Origin of the sequence: Algibacter sp. TI.3.09, from assembly GCF_038154905.1 — a bacterium.
Taxonomy (GTDB): domain Bacteria; phylum Bacteroidota; class Bacteroidia; order Flavobacteriales; family Flavobacteriaceae; genus Algibacter.
In genome coordinates this window covers 31,232-55,376 of the sequence record NZ_JBAKAN010000003.1, presented here as the reverse complement: position 1 = coordinate 55,376, position 24,145 = coordinate 31,232, and the positions used below count along the sequence as shown (strand labels likewise).

The following is a 24,145-nucleotide window of genomic DNA, read 5'->3' as shown; positions in this document are numbered from 1 at the left end:
ATTTACCCAGAAAATTGAAAGAATAAAATCGATGAATTAAAATAATTATCAGTCCTTTGGTATCGCCAAAATACAACAATAAAAAAGCACCCTAAAATAGGGTGCTTATTTTTATTTAATCTATATAAAATCTTGTTGCTAAGTCTATTAATAACAAGAAAAAACAACACGTATCATGTTCTATCTTCAGTTATTATTCAACTTAAAAACTAAGTCTTTTTTAGCTTACTTTACATCCATAAGTTCTACATCGAAAACCAATGTAGCATCTGGTGGAATAACACCACCTGCACCAGCACTACCGTAACCTAAGTGACTCGGAATTACTAAACGTGCCTTATCGCCTACTTTTAATAAGCTAATACCTTCATCCCATCCTGGAATAACTTGTCCTACTCCAATTGGAAAATCAATTGGTGAATTACGTTTGTATGATGAATCAAAAACAGTACCATCAGCCAATTGGCCTTTATAGTGTACAGAAACCGTTTTACCTTTTTCTGCTTTTGCACCATTACCTTCTTGAATAATTTGGTAACGTAAACCACTTTCAGTTTTTTCAAACCCAGCAGCCAATTTATCCAATTCCGCTTCACCAGCAGCTTTAGCCTCTGCTAATTTTGCCTCACGAGAACCTTCAAATGTTCTAAATGCTTCAACACCGTTAAAAGCTTCAGCTTCCGCTCCAACTCTAACAATCTCTAAGGTATCAATTAAATCACCTTGTGCAATAGCATCTACTATATTTTGTCCTTCTACAACTTTACCAAAAACAGTATGCTTACCATCTAACCAAGCTGTTTGTTCGTGTGTTATAAAAAACTGACTTCCATTAGTTCCAGGTCCTGCATTTGCCATAGACAATACACCTGGTCCGTCGTGTTTTAAATCTGGATGAAACTCATCATCAAATTTATAACCTGGACTTCCAGCTCCTGATCCTTGTGGACATCCACCTTGGATCATAAAATCTTCAATTACTCTATGGAATTTTAATCCATCGTAATAAGGTGTTCCTTGTGGTTTTACTTTGTTTTCAAGATTTCCTTCAGCTAAAGCTACAAAGTGCCCAACTGTTCCTGGCGTTTTTTTGTACTCTAAAGCAACTAGAATCTCTCCTTTTGTTGTGTTAAATTTTGCGTATAATCCGTCTTGCATGATTGTTATTTTTAAGAAAGTGCAAATATACGGAAGTAAGTTTGTAGATAATAAGCTTGTGGTTTATTTTTTCGCTTTCGCGGAAAGAGAACATCGCCAACACTTTATATCGTTAAAACTATGTTCCTTTTTATGTTTTTAGAGAATGAGATGGTTTGCTTGGATTTGATAGTTTAAATTCCGGTTTTATTGTTTTTGTAACCATACTCTAATTTCTTTTCGTAAAGAAACCTCAGGTTTTGGTAACGGAATTTTTTGTCCAAATTGTTTACTTTTATTAAATTTTGAATACATAATTTTATGTTTTTTCCACGCTTCTGGATACAATTCCAAGAACTTATTGAAAAAACTTTGCTCATTAATTTTTCCTTCTATTTTAGAAAGTACGTCTTTAAATTTTTCTTCTTGTTCTATAATCATGTTGATATTATGTAGTAATAAATGAAACTTTTGTAGTCTCTGTTTTTATTTCTCTTAATTGTGGTTAATGGGTTTGTATGCACCGATTTTTCTAAGGAAAACCTTATGTAACAAAGACGCAACGACCTGTGATTAATCCTAAAATAGCAATTATTTTTACACGTTGTGCAACAGGCACCAATGTTAGGCAAAGTATTATTTGATTACATTCAATTTTCCATTGCTAACTGTAAATTTTACTTTTAAATCTTCTGTCAGATAATGCTCCATCAAATTTAAATTCGGATTTATATCCTTGAGCTGAAGCATTCTTGTCAAAATTAGGATGAAATTTAATAATGTTTTTCCTTGGTCGACTAAAACATCTTCTTCGCCAACCTTTGTGTATGGAAAAAGGCTATCCTTGTAGCTATGGAATTTTTTACCATTAATTTCAACTAATGGATTATCTTCAGTAGTTTGAAATATATCACCTTCAACAACAGGAAATACCAACGGTAATTCTTTTTTTAATCCTCCTTTCAATACTAACAAGCCTTGGTCTAACGCACATATATGGCTCGGAATATTGTCAAATTCTTTATTGTTCTCTGCGCTAAACCAATTTAAATATGTGTCCAATTTATTTGTGTCAGTTTCATAGGCAAAGACCAATCCAAGAGGTGGTTTTGTTGGTTCGTCTTGGAAAAACACAGTATCATTACTTATTTTTCCAATTGGATCGGTAGGGAATTTTCTAAAGCTTTCTTTTATATAATCTAATTTTAATACTGAATCAATATTTTGAATTGCAATTTTACTTTTTTCAGAATCAAGAGCTGTTTTTACTTCAATTACGGCATACACAATATCGACAGGATAAAATTTGGCAGTTGACATGGATAACAATTCAGGATAATTATAGTTGTCATAAATAATTATGTCACATTGTCGACTTTGATTGCCATTTTTATCAATTACTATTCCTGAGCCAATGCCATATTTTTTAGGAATAAATTTCTCAATTAAATCTCGAATTGCTGATTCATTTCCATCGCCTTTCATTCCATTGTGTTTAAACAATCGATTTATTAGTTGGACTTCAGAATTTAACTGTCCAAGTATACCTTTGTAGTATTGAGAAAGTACATCTGTATTCATTCAGTTTATATTTTGCCTAACTTAAGTATAAGAATAGTCAGGTATTTATTTAAGCCTAAAATAGTAATTATTTTTAGACATCATTGTAAAACGTTTTATTCACAATCTATGTCTGAGATGTTTCTGGCTTCTAAAATGTTTACTATCTCATAGGTGCTGTCATAATCAGCAGCAAATCCATCTTCTGATTTTCCTTTATCAATAATTTCAACTCTTACAAATATTGGAGAGTAAGGCACTTTGTTTTTTGTTAACTTGAAATATAACTCAGTCAGTTCCTCTTTCGCTATAATCCAAAATTCCTTATCATCTCCACAAGGGGAAAAACTACTAACCTCATGCCCTAACGTTATTCTTCCTCTTAAAATAATTTGTGTACTATCAGTTTTAGATTCACCTTTTTCAGAGTAAACCGGGAAATCTGTATTAATTTCTGAGTTTTGTTCTAGTATTTTTTCGTTTGTAACATTTTCAACGATTGTTTTTTGCTTTTCCTTACAAGAAATTAGAAATAGATTAATAACAAATAGAACTAATAGCGGTTTGTATATATTTTTTAATTTCATGTTTTTTTTTATGGTAATTATCTTTTTATCAAATGATATACAGCTTATGTCTAAGACTATTTACACCTCAATTAGCAATTGTTTTTAGACCTTATTAGATACCATGTTTTTCAATTGCCTTCCATAAAAAAACTAAACCAATTAATGCTATCCTTAAATTAAAAAGAAGGGAAACCTACTTCACCTTCAACTCATGAAATTTATTTCGAATAACCAAACCAATTGGTCGGTTCTGAATTTTAGATTCTAACCAAGAAATAATATCTAGATATAAAAACGCTCGACTTTGGTAGGGATCGTTTTCATATTCCTTTAGTTTTTTATGCAGTTTCTTAAATTCGTTCTTCACCTCATGCGGATAGATATCTCCTAAACCTCTTAAAAACTTAATAAATTCTTTTTGTACTTCATATAAATCTTCCATTTTAATTAAAAACTTATACGTACTCTTTATAAGCACATCGAGGTTGTAATCTAAACCAGCTTCGTAATGCGCCACAAGATTTAAAATACGAGAAAAACACAGCAAATCTTCACGCATTTGTAAAGACTTATTGCTTATAATTTTATCTAAAAACTGAATACATTTTTTGTTCTCGCCAGCTCCAAAATACATACTCGCCATTTTGTAATAAAACACCATAACGTGATGCTCATCAATACGGTTTTTGTAGAATTTCAATTCGTCCAAAACAGTATCTACAAGCGGTAAGCCTTCGTCAAAGCTACCTTCAATAAAATGTAAATTAAACTTGTTGTTATAAATATAAAGAAAAGCTAAACCGTCTAAGTTATCATCTTTAGGGAACCATTTTTCTTTGGTTACACCTTCAAACTTAATTAAGCTCTCTTTAAACTTATCGTATTTTCTTAAAAAGTAAAGCGACTCTAATAAATAATTATTTCCGCTTAAAAAAAACACAGGGTTTAATTCAATCATTTCTTCTTTCGCATAAAATAAATCTACCCATTTTAGAGAGTATTTATAGCACGATAAAAAATCGACGGTTAAAAAACTATACCACAGGTAAGATTTGTATAACCATAGTTTTTCACGAAAACCTAACTCGTGTATATCGTATTTTGGTAAACGATCGTTAAAGTATTTAGTAACCTGTTTATAATCTTCATCATTTTTTATGTATCCTATTTTTAGATACAAGCCGTACAATTGCAGAGATAAATTAGATAGCTTACTAGCCAAAACATTATGCAAACTAAGCTCTTTGGCTTGTATGGTAAGCTCATCGGCACGATTACTTAAACTTCGGGTAATATATTGCGATTCTATAACTTTTTCGAGCTCGACAACCTCGTAAGCCACATTTTTTTCTTCGTTTAAAATGGCTAAACTTTTTGCTTTATCTAAAAGTTTCAAACTCTGTTTGTAAAGTCCTTTATGGTAAAGTATGGTTGCAAAATCGAGTTGTTCGCGTATTTGTAGTCTAATATCTTTATGCGACGGGTTTAACCTTAAACTAATTAATATTTGCTTATAAAGGTGTGCCTTTAAATTAGAGAGTTGTTGCTTTTTAACAATACCCTTCTTTAAAATAAAAGCCTCATCATAAACCGATAATTTATCGAGAATATTAAACAGCATTAAAAACTTAGAGTCCTCATTTACTCCCAATCGTCCTACATAAAGCTTAAATTGTCGCTTTTCGGATTTAGAAAGTGATTTCACTAGCACAAACAAATTATCTTTTTGCTCTTTCGTCATAGGTGTAAAACCAATATTAATTGATTGATTATTAATACATTAACTACATAATTACAACTTTAAACATCGTAATAACCCAAGGTTGTATTATCCTTTTCGTTAAGCAAAATATAACTTCGTAGAACAATAAGAAAATATATTTTAATAAATGTCTGATAATAAAGTCCAAATTTTCGATACAACACTAAGAGATGGTGAACAAGTCCCTGGGTGTAAACTAAATACCGAGCAAAAATTAATAATAGCCGAACAGCTAGATTTTTTAGGTGTTGATATTATTGAAGCTGGTTTTCCCGTTTCGAGTCCTGGTGATTTTAAGTCGGTTGAAGAAATTTCTAAAATTGTAAAAAACGCAACCGTTTGTGGTTTAACACGCTCGGTAGAAAATGATATAAAAGTAGCTGCCGAAGCTTTAAAGTATGCTAAATTACCTAGAATACATACAGGTATTGGCACATCGGATTCTCATATAAAATTCAAATTTAAATCTAACCAAGATGCCATAATAGAACGTGCCGTTAGAGCCGTTACTTATGCAAAATCTTTTGTGGAAGATGTTGAATTTTATGCTGAAGATGCAGGTAGAACTGATAACGAATATTTAGCACGTGTTTGCGAAGCCGTAATTAAAGCTGGAGCAACGGTATTAAACATACCAGATACTACAGGGTATTGCTTACCTAGTGAATATGGTGCAAAAATTAAATACTTAAAAGAAAACGTAAAAGGTATAGACAAAGCAATTTTATCTTGTCACTGCCATAACGATTTAGGTTTAGCAACGGCAAACTCTATAGAAGGTGTAATTAATGGTGCGCGCCAAGTAGAATGTACTATTAACGGTATTGGCGAACGTGCAGGTAACACGGCTTTAGAAGAAGTTGTTATGATTTTAAAACAACATCCATACCTAAACTTAGATACCAATATTAAAACAGAAATGCTTTATGGCTTAAGCCAATTGGTTTCAGATAGTATGGGGATTTACACACAACCAAACAAAGCCATTGTTGGTGCTAATGCTTTTGCACACAGCTCAGGAATTCACCAAGATGGTGTGATTAAAAATCGTGAAACTTACGAAATTATCGATCCTAAAGATGTTGGTGTTACAGAATCTGCTATAGTACTAACCGCCCGTAGTGGTCGTGCAGCACTAGCTTACAGAGCCAAAAATGTTGGGTACGAGTTAACAAAACTTCAATTAGACGTGATTTACACAAATTTCTTAGATTACGCCGATAAGAAAAAAGAAGTTGTAGATAGCGATATCCATAAAATAATAGAAAGCAGTAAAATTTATAACGAAATTGTTTCGTCGTAATTCAAAAGTAACGCCCTACGCCTTACCTTTGGTAAAAATATAAATACCTAACACATGAAATTAAATATAGCCGTATTGCCAGGCGATGGAATTGGCCCAGAGGTCACCGCTCAAGCCGTAAAGGTATTAAAAGCCATTGCTATGGATTTTAATCACATATTTACTTTCAACCATGGTTTAGTGGGCGCAGGTGCCATAGACAAAACGGGGAATCCGTTGCCACAAGAAACCATCGATATTTGTAAAAAAGCAGATGCCGTACTTTTTGGAGCTATTGGCCGTACCTCTTTCGATTTAGATCCTAATGCAAAAATACGCCCAGAACAAGGTTTATTAGGTATCCGTAAAGAATTAGACTTACATACAAACATACGCCCAGTAATAGCTTATGAAGATTTGTTAAGCAAATCTTCCCTAAAAGTGAAGCAAATTAAAGATGTAGATATCTTAATTTATCGCGAACTTACAGGTGGTATTTATTTTGGAGAACATACGCTAAGCGAAGATGGTAATACAGCAACCGATACTTGCACCTATAACAGGTACGAAATCGAGCGCATAGCACATGCCGCTTTTAAAGCTGCGCAAGCCAGAAAAAAGAAAATTACACTTGTAGATAAAGCAAACGTTTTAGAAAGCTCACGCCTTTGGAGACGTATCGTGCAAGAAATTGCACCGCAATATCCAGATGTAAAATTAAAATACATGTATATTGATAATGCCGCTATGGAACTCATTATCAACCCAAGACAATTTGATGTTATTTTAACCGAAAATATGTTTGGCGATATCCTTTCCGAAGAAGCCAGCGTTATTGTAGGTTCAATTGGCCTGTTGGCATCCGCATCATTAGGTGACAAATTTGCCATGTTCGAGCCTATTCACGGCGCTTATACCAAAGCAGCCAACAAAGGCATTGCAAACCCAATAGCCTCTATTTTATCGGCTGCTATGCTCTTAGATCACTTTGGTTTAGACGAAGAAGCTAACCGTGTTCGCGAAGGTGTGGATAAATCATTAAAATTACACATTACAACACCCGATTTAAATAACAAATACGATAACATTAGCACCACCAAGGTTGGAGATTTCATCGAAGATTTTATAAATAATCCCGACGAAACCAATCTAAACTTTACCAACATACATTTAGGGCAATCTACTATTATTTAATTATTTTAGTTAGAATATCGAAAACCCATTCCAAGCGCATTTTTTTTTAAAGTGCGCTTTTTTTATACCATTTTTTTCGGGGCGTTACCCAAGGGTCGGGCTTTCCGCAGTCGCTTTTTTGTGTTGCAATAGGTGCAACAACACAAAATGAGCTCCAACAATGCTGCAATCCCTAACGCAAGTATCCGCTAAGGTTCTAGAACAAATATTAAGTAATTGTTTCTTTGTAGAGATCTACACTTGCAAAACAGAATATACGGTATAAAACCCTAATCTTCCCTTTTAGACAATCGCGTTGCTATTATGGTAATAATTAATATTTGCGACGCATGAAACAGCATTAAAGGCAATAAAACAATACCAATAGAAGCCATATTCCCAAATATAATTTCAGAAAACACCGTACCATGTACTAAAGATTTCTTGGTGCCGCAAAATTGCGCCGTAATCTGGTCTTCCTTGTTAAAATTCATTTTTCTAGATAAGAAACCGATCAAAACAAAAACAATAAAAAACAGCACTAACACAGCTACAAAAAGCAATAACAAATCCAATACCGAAACCGAATTAAATATGTTTCCTGTAAAAGATTCAGCAAAACTCTTGTAAATAATAAGTAGAATAATAGATTTATCAAAAAGCGTAAGTTTCGCACTATGCTTTTGAACAAAAGCACCAAAATAGCGCTGTAACCCAAGCCCTAAAACAACAGGTAAAATAATTTGAACAATAAGTTTAATGTAAATAGCCGTAAAGTCAAAATCGGTTTGAGCATCATTAACAAAAAGCCCCATCCAGAGTGGCGTTAAAGCAACACCAATAATACCAGAAATACTAGCATTAAAAATAGCTGCAGGTATATTGCCTTTTGCCATAGACACCATAACCACAGATGATGATACCGTAGATGGTAACGCAGCTAAAAAAAAGAAAGCCAGCCAAATCGTTTCTTGAGCCTCATTTTGTATTAACGGACGCAAAGCAAGCACTAACATCGGGAAAATTAAAAACGTAGCACTTTGCACTAGCACATGTAGCTTCCAGTTTTTAAGCCCAACCTTTAGCTTAGCCGGACTCAATTTAAGCCCGTAAAAAAAGAATATAAGAGAAATTCCTATCGCACTAATCGTGTCGATAGGAATTTTACTTTCACTTACGCCCCATTGCGGGAAAAAATAAGCGAATATTATAACACCAATAATAGATAAAACAAATTTATCAATTTTAATTTTCTGCATCTTTAAAATTATAAATTACGATACAATATTAATATAGTTAAGTGTTTAAGGATAACATTTTAAGAAAACAAGTTCTTCAAAATAAATCTAGTTTTTATTAGCAAACCATTATTTCGAATTAAGATTTATAATTTCTTCTACAAAACTGTTATAATCAAATCTTCTTTCTAAAACTATACTTTGTAATACCTCATAGTCGTTCAGTTTCTGAGCAATTTTTTTCTTGTTTTTCAGTTTTCTAAAGCCAAAAACCTTAAACATAACAAACTTATTGTCAAAATCTAACAACAAAATAGGGCTTTTCAAAGAATTTGAACTTTCTTCTATAGTTTCGAATAAGGTAAACCTACCTTCATCTATTAATTTAGCAAATTTATAGTAACCGAAACTGCCTATTTTTTTTATAAATCTTTTTAGATAAAGCTCTTCTTTAACCTTATATCCTTCAATTAAATCAGGTGTTAAATGCTCCGTAGAGCCATCCATACTTTTCTTGAATTTAACACTATCAAAAGAAATACTTTTAGTTTTAACAAACCCCTGAATAGTATCTGTTTTAGTAAATACTGATGCTTTAACCCAATTACCATTTTCTTGTGAAAACGTTATTTGTGTGAAAAACATAAATAATAAAACAACTGTTCTAAACATTATTTTCATAAATTGTATAAACTAGAAACAACAACAAAATCCGTTTCAACTAAAATTAAACAGGGAACTTAGCACGAATTTTATCTAAACATAAGTTATGGATACTTCCGGCATGTGTGTGCTTTTTAGAGGTATCAGGGACGTAAGTACCATCTTGCACCTGTCCGCCAATTTTTTGGTAAGCCTCTCTAAAACTTTGTCCTTCTACAACCAAAGTATTTATATTATCAACTGTGAACAGGTATTTATATAAATCGCTATTTACATCAACGTCTTTCACTATAATTTGCTGAATAGAATAGTTAAAAATATCCAAGATATCTTTTAATTCTTCGAAAGCAGCAATCATGTTTTCTTTCAATAATTGGTAATCTCTGTGGTATCCACTTGGTAAATTATTGGTTATTAAAACCATTTCACCTTGTAAGGCTTGTATTTTATTACACTTACCTCTAATTAACTCAAAAACATCCGGGTTTTTCTTGTGTGGCATAATGCTACTTCCCGTTGTTAATTCATCTGGAAAAGAAACAAATCCAAAATTCTGACTCATATATAAACAGGTGTCCATTGCAAAACGAGACAGTGTATTACACAAACTTCCTAGAGCCATAGCAATAGTACGTTCGTTTTTACCACGCCCCATTTGTGCTGCAACCACATTGTATTTAAGTGTTGCAAACCCCATTTCTTTAGTTGTTAATTCTCTATCGATAGGAAAAGAGCTTCCGTAACCTGCAGCCGAACCTAACGGATTTTGATCTACCGTTTTTATAGCAGCATCTAATAGAAACACGTCGTCTATCATTAATTCTGCGTATGCAGAAAACCACAACCCAAAAGATGATGGCATAGCTACTTGCAAGTGCGTATAGCCAGGTAAAACCTTATCTTTATATGTATCAGCTAAATCTAAAAGTGTATTAAAAAGCGTTTTAGTTTTATCTTTTATAACACTCAAATTATCTTTGTAATATAAATGGCAAGCCACTAAAACTTGATCGTTTCTAGAACGTGCTGTGTGTATTTTTTTTCCAACTTCACCTAAAGTTCTAGTAAGTTCGAATTCAATTTTAGAGTGTACATCTTCAAACTGTGCATCGATAACAAAAGTACCATCGGCAATTTGAGCTTCTAGTCCTTTTAAACCACGTAATAAATCGACTAACTCTTCAACAGAAATAATTCCGATTTTTTGAAGCATTTTAGCATGTGCACGCGACGCAATTACATCGTACTTTGCAATATGAATATCAATTTCTCTATCGTTTCCAACAGTAAATTGTTCTATTTTTTTATCTATTGAAATACCTTTATCCCACAACTTCATCTTAATACTTTTTTTTTCTGTTTCCGCGAAAGCGAAAATCTATTATTTTAAAGAAAGAAGAACAATCTACTTTCCATTTTTTTTATTTTACGATAACCTTATCTAATAATTTAATATACAAATCGACACCTTCTACTATTTCATGTAAATGAATAAATTCATCTGCTGAATGCGAACGCGTACTATCTCCAGGCCCTAGTTTTAAAGATGGGCACGTTAATGTGGCTTGATCGGATAATGTTGGCGAACCATAAGTAGATCGTCCCATTTCGATACCTGCTTTCACTAAATCGTGATCCATTGGAATACAAGATGAATTTAAACGTAAACTACGTGGTGTAATACTTGTACACGGCGCTTTTTCTTGTAAAATCTCAGCGATTTCTGTATTGGTATATGCATCGTTTACACGTACATCGACAACTAAATCTACATGACCAGGAACCACATTATGCTGAGAACCTGCATTAATTTGCGTTACCGTTAACTTCACATCACCTAAAGCTTTAGAACCTTTTTCGAACTTAAAATCTTTAAACCATTGTAACACTTCTATGGTGTTATAAATAGAATTATTATCGTTTGGATGTGCCGCATGACTTGGCGTTCCAGCTACAACAGCATCAAAAACCACAAGTCCTTTTTCAGCTACAGCTAAATTCATTAAAGTCGGTTCGCCTACAATAGCAACATCGACGTGAGGTATTACAGCCAACATACTGTTTAAGCCATTTGGGCCACTGCTTTCTTCTTCCGCGGAAGCGACAATAACCAGATTGTATTTTAAATTATCATGCTTGTAAAAATGAGTAAACGTCGCAATTAAAGACACCAAACATCCTCCAGCGTCATTACTACCTAAACCATACAATTTACCATCTTCTACAATGGCTTTAAAAGGATCTTTAGTATATGCTGAATTTGGTTTTACGGTATCATGATGTGAGTTTAAAAGCAATGTTGGCTTACTCTCATCAAAATGCTTGTTTACTGCCCAAACATTATTTTGTGTACGTTTAAAATCAATATTATAACGCTTAAACCAATCTTCGATATGTAATGCCGTTGGATCCTCTTCCGAAGAAAAAGACTGTGTTTCTATCAGCTTTTTTAAAAGTGAAATGGCATCATTTGTTAAATCTTGCTGCGTCATTTTTATAAAGTTATTTTTGTAAAATTATCATTTTCTTGGGTTAACATTTCTGTATTCCCCATGTTTATTGTGCTAACGCCATTTTTTAAAGCAGCAAAGCAGTTTTCTAGTTTTGGCAACATACCATCGGCAATAATACCTTTTGCTAACAAATCTTGATACAGGTTGGTATCAATATGTTTAACAACCGAATTTTTGTCGTTAATGTCTTCTAAAACCCCGTTTAATTCGAAACAATAATAAATAGATGTTTCGTATAATTTACTCATTCCAATAGCCACTTGCGAGGTTATAGTATCGGCATTTGTGTTTAATAATTGCCCATTACCATCGTGGGTAATAGCACAAAATACCGGTGTAAAATCGGCTTGAATTAATTTATCTATAGAATCGTGAGCGACGCTTTCTACATCGCCTACAAAACCAAAATCAATATCTTTAACAGGGCGTTTAACCGATTGAATACTATTAATATCTGCACCTGTTAATCCAATAGCATTGGTATTTAAAGCTTGAAGTTTGGCAACAACATTTTTGTTAACCAAGCCACCATAAACCATGGTTATCACCTCTAAAGTTTCGGCATCGGTAATACGTCTGCCATTTACCATTTGAGACTCAATTCCTAATTTTGATGCTATATGTGTAGCGCGTTTACCGCCACCATGCACTAAGATTTTTTTGCCTTTTAAATTAGCAAACAACTTTAGAAAAGCTTGTAATGAGGTTTCATCTTCAATGATGTTCCCTCCTATTTTTATGATTGATAATTTTTCTTTCATCTATAAGTTTTCTAAAATCTTCTTGAGTACTAATTGCGCTGCAAAGGTTCTATTATTTGCTTGTTGAATCACTAAAGAGCTATCACTATCTAAAACAGCATCTTCTACAACTAAGTTACGTCTAACTGGTAAACAGTGCATAAATTTAGCTTCACCAATTTTCTCTTTAGTAATCATCCATTCCGGATCAATATTATCAACTAAACCATAATCCTCATAAGAACTCCAGTTTTTTGTGTATACAAAATCGGCATCTTTGAAAGCATCTTCTTGATTGTGATAAATTGGCGTATCGCCCGTAATTTCCGGGTTTAAGTTATAACCTTCTGGATTTGCAATTACAAACTCCACATCCATTTTTCTCATGGCTTGCGTAAAGCTATTTGCAACCGCATGTGGTAACGCCTTAATGTGTGGCGCCCAACTTAACACAACTTTTGGTTTAGACCCCTTAGCGTGCTCTGCAATAGTAATAGCATCGGTTAAACCTTGTAATGGATGACCTGTAGCACTTTCCATGCTTATTACAGGCACTGATGCAAACTTTTTAAAAGACTCTAAAACATGTTCACTTTCATCCAATGCTCTATCGGTTAAACTTGGAAATGCACGAACTGCAATAATATCGCAATATTGAGATACCACAGCGGCAGCTTCTTTAATGTGTTCGGCTGTATTACCATTCATAACAGTGCCATCACCAAACTCAATTCCCCAAGCATCGCCTGAAACATTCATTACAATAGGATTCATTCCTAAATTTAAAGCCGCTTTTTGCGTGCTTAAACGCGTACGCAAACTAGAATTAAAGAATAATAAACCTAAGGTTTTGTTTTTACCTAATTCAATGTCTTCTAACGGGTTTTCCTTTAAGGCTTTCGCTTCTTCAATCCAAGTATGGATGTTATCGATATCGTTAATGGATGTGTAATGTTTCATTTTTTAAACTTATTTTTTAATAACTTTCTTGGTTTCAGAAACCTAAAAAAGTCTTGTACTTTAATTATTTATTTCAGGCTACATTCGCCTAAAACTTTACTATTTTATTTTGGTAAAGGGCACTTTATTATCAAACGCATTGGTTATAAAATCGTCTTCCAAACCGTTTACAATCCAAGTTTCGATATTCGCTTTTTTGGTAACGGCCGCAGCCTCAATTTTAGACTCCATACCTCCACTTCCGTGGGAAGATTTAGAATTAACCACTTGTGCTCTTAAGCCATCAAAGTCGGTAACCTCAGCAATAGTTTCAGGCACACCTTTCTCTATTGATTCTTTAGTGTAAATTCCGTTAGTGTTAGTTGCTATTATAAGTAAATCCACCTCTAAAAGAGAAGCTGTTAAAGCGGCTAATTTATCGTTATCACCAAATTTAATCTCATCTGTAGCTACCGTATCATTTTCATTGATAATAGGAATATAATTGTTTTGCACCAAAACATTTATGGTGTTTACAATATTGGTTTTACTTTCCTGTTTTTCAAAATCGGAATACGATAATAAACACTGAGATGTTAATAAACCGTATTCTCTAAAAATTTCTTGGTAAATACGAATTAAATGTGGCTGACCAATAGATGCCAAGGCTTGTTTTACAAAAACATCTTCCTGCTTACTTTCTAACTTTACAAACTGTTTTGCTACAGCTATTGCGCCAGAACTTACAATAATAAACTCGCAAGTATCTTGAAGTTTTGCTATTTGATTCGCAACATCTTCAATTTTACCACGGGAAATATTGTTGGTCTCTTTGGTTAGTGTATTAGACCCTATTTTTAATAAAATTCGTTTCTTTTTCTGCATGCTATCTTGTTTGTCCGTTACCATGAACATACCATTTGTTGGTAACTAAATGCTGCAAACCAATTGGTCCGCGTTGGTGTAATTTATCTGTACTGATAGCCAATTCGCCTCCTAAGCCTAATTGCCCACCATCAGTAAAACGTGTGGACGCATTATGGTAAACTGCTGCCGTATCTACATTTTCCATAAACATTTTAGCTTCGTCATTATTTGTAGTAACAATAACAGAAGAATGTCCACCAGAATATTTATTAATCATAGCAATAGTATCTTGGTTAGATTCTATTTCACCAATAAGTATTTTATAATCTAAAAATTCTTTATACCAAATATCATCTGAAGTAATTGCTTCTACCTCATGATTTTTTGAAATAATAGCATCACCTAAAACTTCAATATTAGCTTCTTTTAATTTTGCAATTAATCGATTTACAAATGTCGCTTTATCTGCAAGATTTTTATCAATTAAAATTTTATCAACCGCATTACAAGCCGAAATTTTAGATTTCCCATTCATAATAACATCAATAGCAATATCTAAATCGGCATCTTTATGCACATAAACAAAATTATTACCACGTCCTGAGATAATCACTGGGCATGTAGCATGCTCTTTTACAAAAGCAATTAACCGCTCGCCACCACGTGGTACAATTAAATCTACTTTTTGTGTTGGCTTTTCTAAAAAAGCTTGAGTTTCTGTACGGTTAAATTGTAAATACTCAACCCAATCGGTTGATGCGCCTTGTTCTTGTAAAGCTTGGTGCCATAATTCTACAATTTTTAAGTTTGATTTTAAAGACTCTTTCCCGCCTTTTAATAAAATTTTATTACCCGATTTAAATGCAATTCCGGCAGCTTCTACCGTAACATCTGGACGCGATTCGTATATAATTAAAACCGTACCAAACGATGCTGTTTTATTATAAACCTGCATCCCGTTATCATGCTTAAAGCTAAAACGCTCTACACCAACTGGATCTTCTTGCGAAGCCAAATGCGTAACAGATTTTATCATTTCATCAACTTTAAAATCGTCTACTTTTAATCGGTCGAACATCGAAATATCGTCACCTTTATAAGCCTCTAAATCTGTTTTATTTATGCTAATTATCTCCTGACGCTCCTGTTCTAAAAGCTTTGCCATTTTTAATAAAACAGCATTTCTAGTTTCTATGGATAATAGGGTGTTCATTTTTTAATATTCAGTTTTTCAGTTGGAGATATATTTGGTTGACAACGATTTTATTTATGTAATTTCTCATAAAGTCGAAATGACAAAATACTTAATATAACAACCTATATTTCTTTCTATTCTATATTTTATTTCCTCTACGAGTTATTCACTTCCAGTTCCTCAACCTCGTTTAAAACTTCAACTAAAGCTTCAAAAAACATATTAATATGCTCTTTTCTAATGGTTAATGGAGGTAAAATTCTCAACAAGTTTTTATTCATGGCACCACCAGTAAAAATATGATGCTTATATATTAACTCTTTGCGTAAATCGCCAACTTCAAAATCGAACTCCAAACCAATCATTAATCCTTTACCTTTTATGGCTTTTATCTGCGGAATTGTTTTAGCCAGTTTCACGAAATAACACGACATCTCGTTTACGTTATCCATTAATTTTTCGCCTTCAATAACGCTTAAAACAGATAAACCAGCAGCACAAGCCAAGTGATTTCCTCCAAACGTAGTACCTAACATACCAAATTTAGCTTCAATGCTTGGGTGAATTAAAATAGCGCCTATTGGAAAACCATTCCCCATACCTTTCGCTATAGAAATAACATCTGGCGTTACATTATAATGTTGAAAAGCAAAGAATTTTCCCGAACGGCCATAACCAGACTGAACCTCATCGGCAATAAAAAAGGTATTGTTTGCTTTACAAAGCAAATCTACCTGCTCAAAAAATTCGGCAGTACCTTGATCTAAACCTCCAACACCTTGTATAAACTCAACAATTACGGCACAAACATCACCTTTTTCAAGTTCTCTTTTTACACCTTCAATATCATTTAAAGGCAAAATAGTTACGGCTTGTTGCGCGTTTATTGGTGCTATAATATTTTTATTATCGGTTACTGCAACAGCTGCCGATGTTCTACCGTGAAATCCATTGCTAAAAGCAACAACACGTTTTTTATTTGTTTTAAAAGATGCCAATTTTAAAGCATTCTCATTTGCTTCTGCACCAGAATTACACAAAAACAACTCGTAACCTTCACAACCAGAAAGCGTTTCTAATCTTTCAGCCAGTGTAACCTGCAAAGGGTTTTGCACGGCGTTAGAATAAAAACCAAGCGCAGCAACCTGATTAGAAATCGCTGCCACATATTTTGGATGTGCGTGTCCGATAGAAATTACGGCATGACCACCATAAAGATCTAAATATTCGTTTCCTTTTTCATCATAAACATAAATGCCTTTGCCCGATACAGGCGTAACATCATACAACGGATATACATTAAATAGTGGCATAACTAATTATTTTTTATCTGGTTAATTTTTTCAAAAGATGCATTTATTCCTTTTATAAGCGACGAACTTAAACCGCGGTGTTCCATTTCATTCAAACCTTCAATAGTACAACCACTAGGTGTAGTTACACGGTCTATTTCCTCTTCTGGGTGCTTACCCGATTCTTTCAATAAACTAGCTGCGCCAAAACACGTTTGCATCGCTAGTTGGTGAGCTTCGTGTGCCTCAAAACCTAACTGAACCGCTCCTTGTGTTGTTGCACGAATTAAGCGCATCCAAAAGGCAATACCACTCGCACAAATTACTGTAGCGGCTTGTAATTGTTCCTCCGGAATTTCCAACGAAGTACCCAAACTATTAAAAATAGCCATAGCTAAATCAATTTTTTCCTTTCCTTTTTTATTGGTAGAAATACAAGTCATTGATTGTCCCACAGATGCCGCAGTATTCGGCATAGCGCGTACCACGTAATGATCTTCCCCCACAATAGCCTCAATTCTTGCAATAGCAAATCCGGTAATTACAGAAATTAAAACATGTGCTTTAGTTAAATGTGGTTTCAGGTCGTTTAATATACCTTCAAAATGTCTTGGTTGAATAGCAAAAATTAAAATATCTGCATGTTTTACAGCCTCAATATTATCTGTAGTTAACGTTACTTTTTCCGAATTATCAAAATCCTTTAAAGCGCCTAAGTTTCGTTTTGTTAAATACAAACTCGTCAACGCTTCCGAACTTAATAAGCCTTTTGCAATCGACTGCCCCAAGCTACCTGCACCAATTATGGCTACTCTCATAATGCCTAATTTTATATACGTTTTTTTCATTTCCGTGACAACGAAAACTTAATTTTTAGTTCTGTTTTGACGTTACCACAAGAGTCCGGCTTTATTCGGTGATTTCTATTTTGAATTAAAGAAATCATGAATATAAATATTTCTCTACTCGCTCCCTTACGTTAGTTGAGGAGCTCAAACTTGCCATTCTATTCCTAACGCGCCACTGTTATGTACTTACTCAAATTCTAAAATAATATTCTAGAAATAAGTAGCTTTTAAACCTAAGCCAGTAGTTTCGTCTAAACCAAACATCAAATTCATGTTCTGTACGGCTTGTCCCGAAGCTCCTTTTAATAAATTATCGATAATACTAGTCACCAATAATTTACCGTTATGCTTATGTAAATGTATTAAACATTTATTAGTATTTACTACTTGTTTTAAATGTAATTGATCATCCGATACAAAAGTGAATTTGGCATCTTTATAAAAATCTTTATAAATCGTTTTTGCCTCTTCAATAGTACCTTCAAAATCGGTGTAAAGTGTTGCAAAAATCCCTCTAGGAAAATCACCTCTATTTGGCATAAATAAAATCTCAGTAGCAAAATCACTTTGCAATTGCTTAACCGATTGATTTATTTCACCTAAATGTTGATGCGTAAATGGTTTGTAGTATGAAAAATTATTATCTCTCCAAGTAAAATGTGTTGTTGCAGATAACGATGTTCCTGCACCAGTAGCACCTGTTACAGCATTAATATGCACATCTTTATCTATCAAACCTTTACCTGCCAAAGGCAACAAACCTAACTGAATTGCCGTTGCAAAACACCCCGGATTTGCAATATAATTTGCAGTTTTAATAGCTTCACGTTGCAATTCTGGTAAACCGTAAACAAATGTTTTACCATCAAAAACCTTATCGGCTTCTAATCTAAAATCATTTCCTAAATCTATAATTTTTGTATTATCAGAAAACGTATTATTCGATAAAAACTTCACCGAATTTCCGTGACCTAAACATAAAAATAAAACATCTACATCTGGGTTAACAGTATCGGTAAATTCTTGATCCAAGGTTCCTACTAAATCCTGATGTATTTTACTTATTTTATTTCCAGCATTCGATGTGCTAAACACAAAATTAATGTTTGTGTTTGGGTGATGGATTAATAAACGAATTAACTCACCAGCCGTATAACCAGCACCTCCAATAATTCCAACTTCAATATTTTTCATTATATACTATTTTTGTTCATTTCGCCGTATTAAAATTATGTAGTTTCTTAATACTTCGAAATAACTCAATTATTCAATTCAAGTTCTATTCCTGAGAATTTACTTGTCTGTATATTTTATTTTGGTTTCCGAAAATCTTAATAAATCCTTTAGCATCATCTGCCGTCCAAGCCTTGTTTTCTTCACCGTAAGTACTAAACTTACTCGACATTAAATCGTGATCTGAAACAATACCATCTAAAGAGAAGTGATAAGGTTTTAGAGATACTACAACATTACCAGAAACCATTTTCTGAGAACTTTGTAAAAATGCTTCCGTATCTCTCATTACTGGATCTAAATATTGTCCTTCATGCAAATGCATACCGTAAAAACTAGACAGATAATCTTTATGTTGTAATTGCCATTTTGTTAATGTATGCTTCTCTAACAAGTGGTGTGCTTTTACTGTAATTAAAGCAGCTGCGGCTTCAAAACCAACACGTCCTTTAGTTCCAACAATAGTATCTCCAACGTGAATATCTCTACCAATAGCATAAGCCGAGGCGATATTATTTAAGTTTTCAATATTTACTTCTGGAGCATTTGCCTCACCATTTAGCGCAACAAACTCACCGTTTTTAAAAGTTAGTGTTACTTTCTCTTCTCCTTCTTTTTCTAATTGAGATGGGTAAGCTTCACTTGGTAAAGGTTTTTCAGACTTTAAAGTCTCTACTCCACCAACACTAGTTCCCCAAAGGCCTTTATTTACAGAGTATTTTGTTTTTTCCCAAGGCATATCAATTCCTTCAGATTTTAAATACTCAATCTCTTCTTGTCTTGTTAATTTTTGATCTCTAATTGGTGTAATAATTTTAATATTTGGTGCCAATGTTTGAAAAATCATATCGAAACGAACCTGATCGTTACCAGCTCCAGTACTACCATGCGCAATATATTCTGCATCAATACTTTTAGCATATTCAATAATTTCTATAGCTTGAATAATACGCTCAGCACTTACAGACAAAGGATATGTACCGTTTTTTAAAACGTTACCAAAAATTAAATACTTCACTACTTTTTGATAAAATGTAGCTACGGCATCAATATTTTTATAAGTTGAAACACCCATTTTATAGGCATTACTTTCAATATGTTTAATTTCTTCAGTTGTAAAACCACCAGTATTTACACTTACAGCGTGTACATCATATTCTTTTGATAAACTAACGGCACAGTAAGATGTATCTAATCCTCCACTGTATGCTATGACTAATTTTTTCATTGTATAATTTTATATAACTTATTCTATAATTTAAATTTGTTTTAATTGACCTATTTCAGACTTGAAACAATCATTAACGTAATATTTGAAATTTAATTCATCACGTAATTTCCCCAACTTTTCAAGTTCTTCAACTAATCCTGTAGACATTTTAGCTAGGGTAACGTGCGTCATCCCTATTAACTCGTTATAATGATGTACTTTAGGTGTTTGCGCAACAGAAATAAGAAAGGTATCGGAAAACAATTCGGTCATTCTAGACATTAATAGTAATCCGAGGTTACAATTACGGCAATCGCGATCTACCCATAGGGAAGTACGTTCGTAAACAGAGTGGCCTTTTACATGATGCTCATGGACAAAAATATGCCCATAAATTCTATCATTTTTTTTCAATATAAAACAGCCGTTTTCAGCACGAGTTCTTAGCATCTCGACATCTACATAATATAACGTAGCGAGCTCTTTAGATCGTTCTGAAATTAATTCTAACGTTTTATTTGAAAGTTTATAAACTAGCTTTATTTCTATCTCTTCCTCGGAACAATAGGCCTCAGCTTTCTCTATAACACTTATAATATCTGTATCCAATATAGTATCCATTTTACAATACCTTTAAGGTATATTTTTATTTAATTCAAAATCAATAAATGACTTTAAAACAAATGATTAGCTTAAGTATTAAATACTTAAAAAATCCTTTTAAAAAAAATAACGAAACTTGGAAAGCGAATAGCTTTCTTAATTGAAAAGCCCCATGGGGCGAATTTGAGGAATACGCACAACAGTTGCTTTAGTATTTGCTACTAAAACAGAAGAGATAAGAGATATGTTGTTTCCTGTTTTCACTGAATAACTACCTTAACTATTAACTCTAAATCGTCGGCGTGAGCCCCTTTCGTTAATATAAGCCGCAAAATTACAACTAATTATGAATTACACAACATTAAACATAAAAAATAGAGTAGATTTATATTTAATGTTGTGCAATTATATTAATCTGATATTTTTGCTATCAAAAACATTAATAAATTACTATTTCTTGAATAATTCAATCGCCTCTATTTTGCTAAATTGAAATTTCTTGTAGATACATTATCGGCAGATGGAAAATCTGCTGGCAATTCTGTTTGAGTCACTTTATTAGTTGCAGCCCACTCTACCCCGCGTTTTAACAAGGTTATAAAACCAACACATTCAAATGATTTTGTATCGTGCCCCAAAGTAGTATGAAATATTCTTCCTTTACCATAATCGACAACCATAGCTACAGGTTCTTTTTGTTCTAGCTCAGGCTTTTTCTTTGTAGATACAGCAGTTGCTAAAATGGTTACATTCTCGGCAGGCCCTCTAAGAAACGCATAACATTCATCTGGTGCATGCATCCAAACCTTTGGCATTCCTTTAGTAATTGGGTGCTCGGTATTGTAGTTTGTTACAGCAAAAGCTTCTCTTTTACCATGAGTTCCTCCTTTTCCTGGACTATAATCTTTCTTTGGCTTATTGTCTTTATCAACATATAAATAAGGCCCGTGCTTTTCAGTTCGACCGCCCCAACCGCCTATAGCAATCATTTCATTATAAGCTGTCCATTCCGGAAAGCTATTATCGGCAGCATGCACACTAACAAAACCACCTCCTTTTTTAATGTATTTCTCGAATTTCTCTTGCACTTTCTCAGGCCATGAAGCTGCTTTGTATCCAAAATTTGAAATCACCACATCGTACTTTGAAAATTTTGGGTTAAAATCCGGATCTGTTTTTGGTTTCCCCTCAATGCCTTCACCTACGTTTGCTACCCCTAACCAATCTTTATTTTCTTCACTATTATTTAAATGTTTAGTTCTAGCAATATCTACAGTAAACATACCTGTTTCTTCAAGGTACTGCTTCATCATAATCGTTGATTTTGGCCAAACTGTATGATTATTTTGTCCGTCTACAATGAGCACTTTTATTTTACTTTTAATTGGATTACACGAATAGCTATTGCTAATAAAACAAAGACTAATTAGTAAAACAACAATACGATTTATCATAATTTCTATTTTTTTATAATTCTCTAACCCAAATATTTCTATAACTCACACCACTATTATCACGGTGATCTTGCAACTTAATTGGCGCTTTTCCGTGAGGTTTATTTTTAGGCCACCCAATAAACTGAGTTGTTCCGTTAATTTCGTAATGATCTTGTATTAAAACACCATTATGAAGTACCGTTATTGTGCCAGCTTCTGTTTTTTCTCCAGCTTCATTAAACACAGGTGCATGATAAATAATATCATAAACATTCCATTTCCCTGCTTTTGAAGATGCTTTAGCCAACGGAATACCCTGCTTATATATAGACCCAACTTGGCCATTTACATACGTTTCATTATCGTTATTATCTAAAACCTGCACTTCATATCTATCTTGGATAAACACACCACTATTAGAACGACTTTGCCCTTTCCCTTTTATAACTTCGGAAGATTTCCATTCTATATGAAGTTGTATATCACCAAAATCACGTTTGGTTTGAATATTACCAGCCTTATTTTTAACAGTCATGCTTTTATCAGGATTTAAAATCCATTCAACATTTGAAGAATCATCAGAAGACACCCATTCATCAAAATTCTCACCGTTAAACAAAACAATCGCATCCGACGGAACTTGAGTCTCCTCATCCACCTCAACAACTTTAGGTTTAGGTTCCCAAACCTCGGTTTCCTCAGGCTTTGTAGGTTCTATTACATCTTCCGAAGTTTCAACCTGTTGTTTAGAATCTACCGTTACAAGCCTTTGACTACAAGACGCAAAAACTAAAGCTGTTAAAATAATTAAACCTTTATTCATTAAATTCCAAGTATACTTTTTAAATAAGCTTCATCTGGTTTCGCACCAGCAAAATCGTCGAAACTACGCTCGGCTGCCTCAATAATATGTTGCTGAATAAACGGAGCTCCTTCTCGAGCACCTTGAGCCGAAGATTTTATACAACATTCCCATTCCATAACCGCCCAAACATCACAATCGTATTTAGTAAGTTTTGTAAAAATACTTTTGAAATCGACTTGGCCGTCACCTAAAGATCTAAAACGACCTGCGCGATCTTGCCAATCCGAATAACCTCCGTAAACCCCTTGTTTTCCAGACATATTAAACTCTGCATCTTTAACATGAAAAGCTTTTATACGCTCGTGGTAATAATCTATAAATTTTAAATAATCTAATTGTTGCAATACAAAATGACTTGGATCGTAAAGAATATTGGCACGTTTATGATTTCCTGTTGCCTCTAAAAAACGCTCGAAAGACACACCATCGTGCAAATCTTCACCTGGATGTAGTTCATAACAAATATCAACACCTTGCTCATCAAAATGATTTAAAATAGGTAACCAACGGTTTGCTAATTCCTTAAATCCCATTTCCACTAAACCTTGCGGACGTTGTGGCCAAGGGTACATAGTATGCCAAAGCAAAGCACCCGAAAACGACGCGTGAGATTTTAAACCTAACCGCCCACTTGCTGTCCCCGATTTCTTAACAAAATCTATAGCCCATTCCGTTCTTGCTTTTGGATTCCCCTTTACAGCATCGGGAGCAAAACCATCAAACAAGGTATCGTAAGCCGGGTTTACAGCGACTAATTGACCTTGTAAATGTGTAGATAATTCTGTGATTTCTAATCCATAAGAATTAACTTTTCCTTTTAAATCATCGCAATACGTTTGACTTTCCGCAGCTATCTCGATATCGATTAATCCAGTTTCCCATGTTGGAATCTGAATCCCTTTATACCCTAAATCTGCAGCCCATTTACATAAGTTATCTAGAGTATTAAATGGCGCCTCACTTCCTGCGAATTGCGCTAAAAAAATTGCTGGTCCTTTTATTGTTTTCATATTTTATCTT

General features: G+C 33.7%; 23 protein-coding genes. 2 read left to right on the top strand and 21 right to left on the bottom strand.

Going from position 1 to position 24,145, the window contains the following annotated elements; translation table 11 throughout:
* Positions 1-225: 225 nt before the first annotated feature.
* From V6246_RS12090 to V6246_RS12070, 5 genes are all read right to left on the bottom strand, one after another.
* Positions 226-1,158, bottom strand: coding sequence for a peptidylprolyl isomerase (locus tag V6246_RS12090; RefSeq protein ID WP_341560745.1), 933 nt, complete (start codon positions 1,156-1,158; stop codon positions 226-228).
* A gap of 186 nt (positions 1,159-1,344) precedes the next feature.
* Positions 1,345-1,578: a hypothetical protein gene (locus tag V6246_RS12085; RefSeq protein WP_042495871.1), complete on the bottom strand. Its 234-nt coding sequence runs from the start codon at positions 1,576-1,578 to the stop codon at positions 1,345-1,347.
* 195 nt (positions 1,579-1,773) lie between these two features.
* A complete protein-coding gene (locus V6246_RS12080) occupies positions 1,774-2,718 on the bottom strand; it encodes a DUF6602 domain-containing protein (RefSeq protein WP_341560744.1) in 945 nt (314 codons plus the stop codon).
* Between the two features lie 95 nt (positions 2,719-2,813).
* Positions 2,814-3,284: a hypothetical protein gene (locus V6246_RS12075; protein WP_341560743.1), complete on the bottom strand. Its 471-nt coding sequence runs from the start codon at positions 3,282-3,284 to the stop codon at positions 2,814-2,816.
* 175 nt (positions 3,285-3,459) lie between these two features.
* Positions 3,460-5,007 (bottom strand): hypothetical protein, encoded by a 1,548-nt coding sequence (locus tag V6246_RS12070; RefSeq protein WP_304405897.1) that lies wholly within the window; start codon positions 5,005-5,007, stop codon positions 3,460-3,462.
* Positions 5,008-5,155: 148 nt separating this feature from the next.
* On the opposite strand from V6246_RS12070, the gene V6246_RS12065 reads away from it, so the two are divergent.
* Together V6246_RS12065 and leuB are read left to right on the top strand one after the other, a co-directional pair.
* The gene (locus V6246_RS12065) at positions 5,156-6,331 is read left to right on the top strand and encodes a 2-isopropylmalate synthase (RefSeq protein ID WP_341560742.1); all 1,176 of its coding nucleotides are present in this window, start codon (positions 5,156-5,158) and stop codon (positions 6,329-6,331) included.
* Between the two features lie 54 nt (positions 6,332-6,385).
* Entirely contained in the window at positions 6,386-7,504 is a 1,119-nt protein-coding gene (gene leuB, locus V6246_RS12060) for a 3-isopropylmalate dehydrogenase (protein WP_341560741.1), read from the top strand.
* A gap of 269 nt (positions 7,505-7,773) precedes the next feature.
* Here leuB and V6246_RS12055 read toward each other — a convergent pair whose 3' ends face one another.
* The 16 genes from V6246_RS12055 to V6246_RS11980 all read right to left on the bottom strand — a co-directional run bounded on the left by V6246_RS12055 (position 7,774) and on the right by V6246_RS11980 (position 24,135).
* Positions 7,774-8,742 carry a bile acid:sodium symporter family protein gene (locus tag V6246_RS12055; protein WP_341560740.1) on the bottom strand — a complete coding sequence of 323 codons (969 nt, stop codon included), beginning with the start codon at positions 8,740-8,742 and terminating at the stop codon, positions 7,774-7,776.
* Between the two features lie 108 nt (positions 8,743-8,850).
* On the bottom strand, positions 8,851-9,402 hold the full coding sequence (locus tag V6246_RS12050; RefSeq protein WP_341560739.1) for a hypothetical protein: 552 nt from the start codon (positions 9,400-9,402) through the stop codon (positions 8,851-8,853).
* A 46-nt stretch (positions 9,403-9,448) separates the two neighbouring features.
* Positions 9,449-10,723 (bottom strand): argininosuccinate lyase, encoded by a 1,275-nt coding sequence (gene argH, locus V6246_RS12045; RefSeq protein ID WP_341560738.1) that lies wholly within the window; start codon positions 10,721-10,723, stop codon positions 9,449-9,451.
* Between the two features lie 82 nt (positions 10,724-10,805).
* A complete protein-coding gene (locus V6246_RS12040) occupies positions 10,806-11,876 on the bottom strand; it encodes a M20 family metallo-hydrolase (RefSeq protein ID WP_341560737.1) in 1,071 nt (356 codons plus the stop codon).
* Between the two features lie 2 nt (positions 11,877-11,878).
* Positions 11,879-12,658, bottom strand: a complete 780-nt coding sequence (gene argB, locus V6246_RS12035; protein WP_159019532.1) for an acetylglutamate kinase — start codon at positions 12,656-12,658, stop codon at positions 11,879-11,881.
* Complete coding sequence (locus tag V6246_RS12030; protein WP_341560736.1) at positions 12,659-13,597, bottom strand: acetylornithine carbamoyltransferase; 939 nt, start codon at positions 13,595-13,597, stop codon at positions 12,659-12,661.
* 99 nt (positions 13,598-13,696) lie between these two features.
* Positions 13,697-14,461: a glutamate 5-kinase gene (gene proB / locus V6246_RS12025; protein ID WP_341560735.1), complete on the bottom strand. Its 765-nt coding sequence runs from the start codon at positions 14,459-14,461 to the stop codon at positions 13,697-13,699.
* A gap of 1 nt (position 14,462) precedes the next feature.
* Positions 14,463-15,656 (bottom strand): glutamate-5-semialdehyde dehydrogenase, encoded by a 1,194-nt coding sequence (locus V6246_RS12020; protein WP_341560734.1) that lies wholly within the window; start codon positions 15,654-15,656, stop codon positions 14,463-14,465.
* Between the two features lie 137 nt (positions 15,657-15,793).
* On the bottom strand, positions 15,794-16,951 hold the full coding sequence (locus tag V6246_RS12015; RefSeq protein WP_341560733.1) for an aspartate aminotransferase family protein: 1,158 nt from the start codon (positions 16,949-16,951) through the stop codon (positions 15,794-15,796).
* 2 nt (positions 16,952-16,953) lie between these two features.
* Positions 16,954-17,748 (bottom strand): pyrroline-5-carboxylate reductase, encoded by a 795-nt coding sequence (proC, locus tag V6246_RS12010; RefSeq protein WP_341560732.1) that lies wholly within the window; start codon positions 17,746-17,748, stop codon positions 16,954-16,956.
* 240 nt (positions 17,749-17,988) lie between these two features.
* Positions 17,989-18,972: an N-acetyl-gamma-glutamyl-phosphate reductase gene (gene argC / locus V6246_RS12005; RefSeq protein WP_341560731.1), complete on the bottom strand. Its 984-nt coding sequence runs from the start codon at positions 18,970-18,972 to the stop codon at positions 17,989-17,991.
* Positions 18,973-19,057: 85 nt separating this feature from the next.
* The gene (locus V6246_RS12000; protein WP_341560730.1) at positions 19,058-20,239 is read right to left on the bottom strand and encodes an argininosuccinate synthase; all 1,182 of its coding nucleotides are present in this window, start codon (positions 20,237-20,239) and stop codon (positions 19,058-19,060) included.
* A gap of 30 nt (positions 20,240-20,269) precedes the next feature.
* A complete protein-coding gene (locus V6246_RS11995) occupies positions 20,270-20,842 on the bottom strand; it encodes a GNAT family N-acetyltransferase (protein ID WP_341560729.1) in 573 nt (190 codons plus the stop codon).
* Between the two features lie 458 nt (positions 20,843-21,300).
* The gene (locus V6246_RS11990) at positions 21,301-22,278 is read right to left on the bottom strand and encodes a ThuA domain-containing protein (protein WP_341560728.1); all 978 of its coding nucleotides are present in this window, start codon (positions 22,276-22,278) and stop codon (positions 21,301-21,303) included.
* Positions 22,279-22,291: 13 nt separating this feature from the next.
* Complete coding sequence (locus V6246_RS11985) at positions 22,292-23,083, bottom strand: 3-keto-disaccharide hydrolase (protein ID WP_341560727.1); 792 nt, start codon at positions 23,081-23,083, stop codon at positions 22,292-22,294.
* Positions 23,083-24,135 carry a sugar phosphate isomerase/epimerase family protein gene (locus V6246_RS11980; RefSeq protein WP_282148970.1) on the bottom strand — a complete coding sequence of 351 codons (1,053 nt, stop codon included), beginning with the start codon at positions 24,133-24,135 and terminating at the stop codon, positions 23,083-23,085. Before V6246_RS11980 ends, V6246_RS11985 begins: the two co-directional genes overlap by 1 nt.
* Positions 24,136-24,145: the final 10 nt, after the last annotated feature.

Bases quoted from the DNA above. Each gene is read 5' to 3' on its own strand.
- V6246_RS12090 (WP_341560745.1), bottom strand. From the start codon at position 1,158: ATGCAAGACGGATTATACGCAAAATTTAACACAACAAAAGGAGAGATT.
- V6246_RS12085 (WP_042495871.1), bottom strand. From the start codon at position 1,578: ATGATTATAGAACAAGAAGAAAAATTTAAAGACGTACTTTCTAAAATA.
- V6246_RS12080 (WP_341560744.1), bottom strand. From the start codon at position 2,718: ATGAATACAGATGTACTTTCTCAATACTACAAAGGTATACTTGGACAG.
- V6246_RS12075 (WP_341560743.1), bottom strand. From the start codon at position 3,284: ATGAAATTAAAAAATATATACAAACCGCTATTAGTTCTATTTGTTATT.
- V6246_RS12070 (WP_304405897.1), bottom strand. From the start codon at position 5,007: ATGACGAAAGAGCAAAAAGATAATTTGTTTGTGCTAGTGAAATCACTT.
- V6246_RS12065 (WP_341560742.1), top strand. From the start codon at position 5,156: ATGTCTGATAATAAAGTCCAAATTTTCGATACAACACTAAGAGATGGT.
- leuB (WP_341560741.1), top strand. From the start codon at position 6,386: ATGAAATTAAATATAGCCGTATTGCCAGGCGATGGAATTGGCCCAGAG.
- V6246_RS12055 (WP_341560740.1), bottom strand. From the start codon at position 8,742: ATGCAGAAAATTAAAATTGATAAATTTGTTTTATCTATTATTGGTGTT.
- V6246_RS12050 (WP_341560739.1), bottom strand. From the start codon at position 9,402: ATGAAAATAATGTTTAGAACAGTTGTTTTATTATTTATGTTTTTCACA.
- argH (WP_341560738.1), bottom strand. From the start codon at position 10,723: ATGAAGTTGTGGGATAAAGGTATTTCAATAGATAAAAAAATAGAACAA.
- V6246_RS12040 (WP_341560737.1), bottom strand. From the start codon at position 11,876: ATGACGCAGCAAGATTTAACAAATGATGCCATTTCACTTTTAAAAAAG.
- argB (WP_159019532.1), bottom strand. From the start codon at position 12,658: ATGAAAGAAAAATTATCAATCATAAAAATAGGAGGGAACATCATTGAA.
- V6246_RS12030 (WP_341560736.1), bottom strand. From the start codon at position 13,597: ATGAAACATTACACATCCATTAACGATATCGATAACATCCATACTTGG.
- proB (WP_341560735.1), bottom strand. From the start codon at position 14,461: ATGCAGAAAAAGAAACGAATTTTATTAAAAATAGGGTCTAATACACTA.
- V6246_RS12020 (WP_341560734.1), bottom strand. From the start codon at position 15,656: ATGAACACCCTATTATCCATAGAAACTAGAAATGCTGTTTTATTAAAA.
- V6246_RS12015 (WP_341560733.1), bottom strand. From the start codon at position 16,951: ATGCCACTATTTAATGTATATCCGTTGTATGATGTTACGCCTGTATCG.
- proC (WP_341560732.1), bottom strand. From the start codon at position 17,748: ATGAGAGTAGCCATAATTGGTGCAGGTAGCTTGGGGCAGTCGATTGCA.
- argC (WP_341560731.1), bottom strand. From the start codon at position 18,972: ATGAAAAATATTGAAGTTGGAATTATTGGAGGTGCTGGTTATACGGCT.
- V6246_RS12000 (WP_341560730.1), bottom strand. From the start codon at position 20,239: ATGAAAAAATTAGTCATAGCATACAGTGGAGGATTAGATACATCTTAC.
- V6246_RS11995 (WP_341560729.1), bottom strand. From the start codon at position 20,842: ATGGATACTATATTGGATACAGATATTATAAGTGTTATAGAGAAAGCT.
- V6246_RS11990 (WP_341560728.1), bottom strand. From the start codon at position 22,278: ATGATAAATCGTATTGTTGTTTTACTAATTAGTCTTTGTTTTATTAGC.
- V6246_RS11985 (WP_341560727.1), bottom strand. From the start codon at position 23,083: ATGAATAAAGGTTTAATTATTTTAACAGCTTTAGTTTTTGCGTCTTGT.
- V6246_RS11980 (WP_282148970.1), bottom strand. From the start codon at position 24,135: ATGAAAACAATAAAAGGACCAGCAATTTTTTTAGCGCAATTCGCAGGA.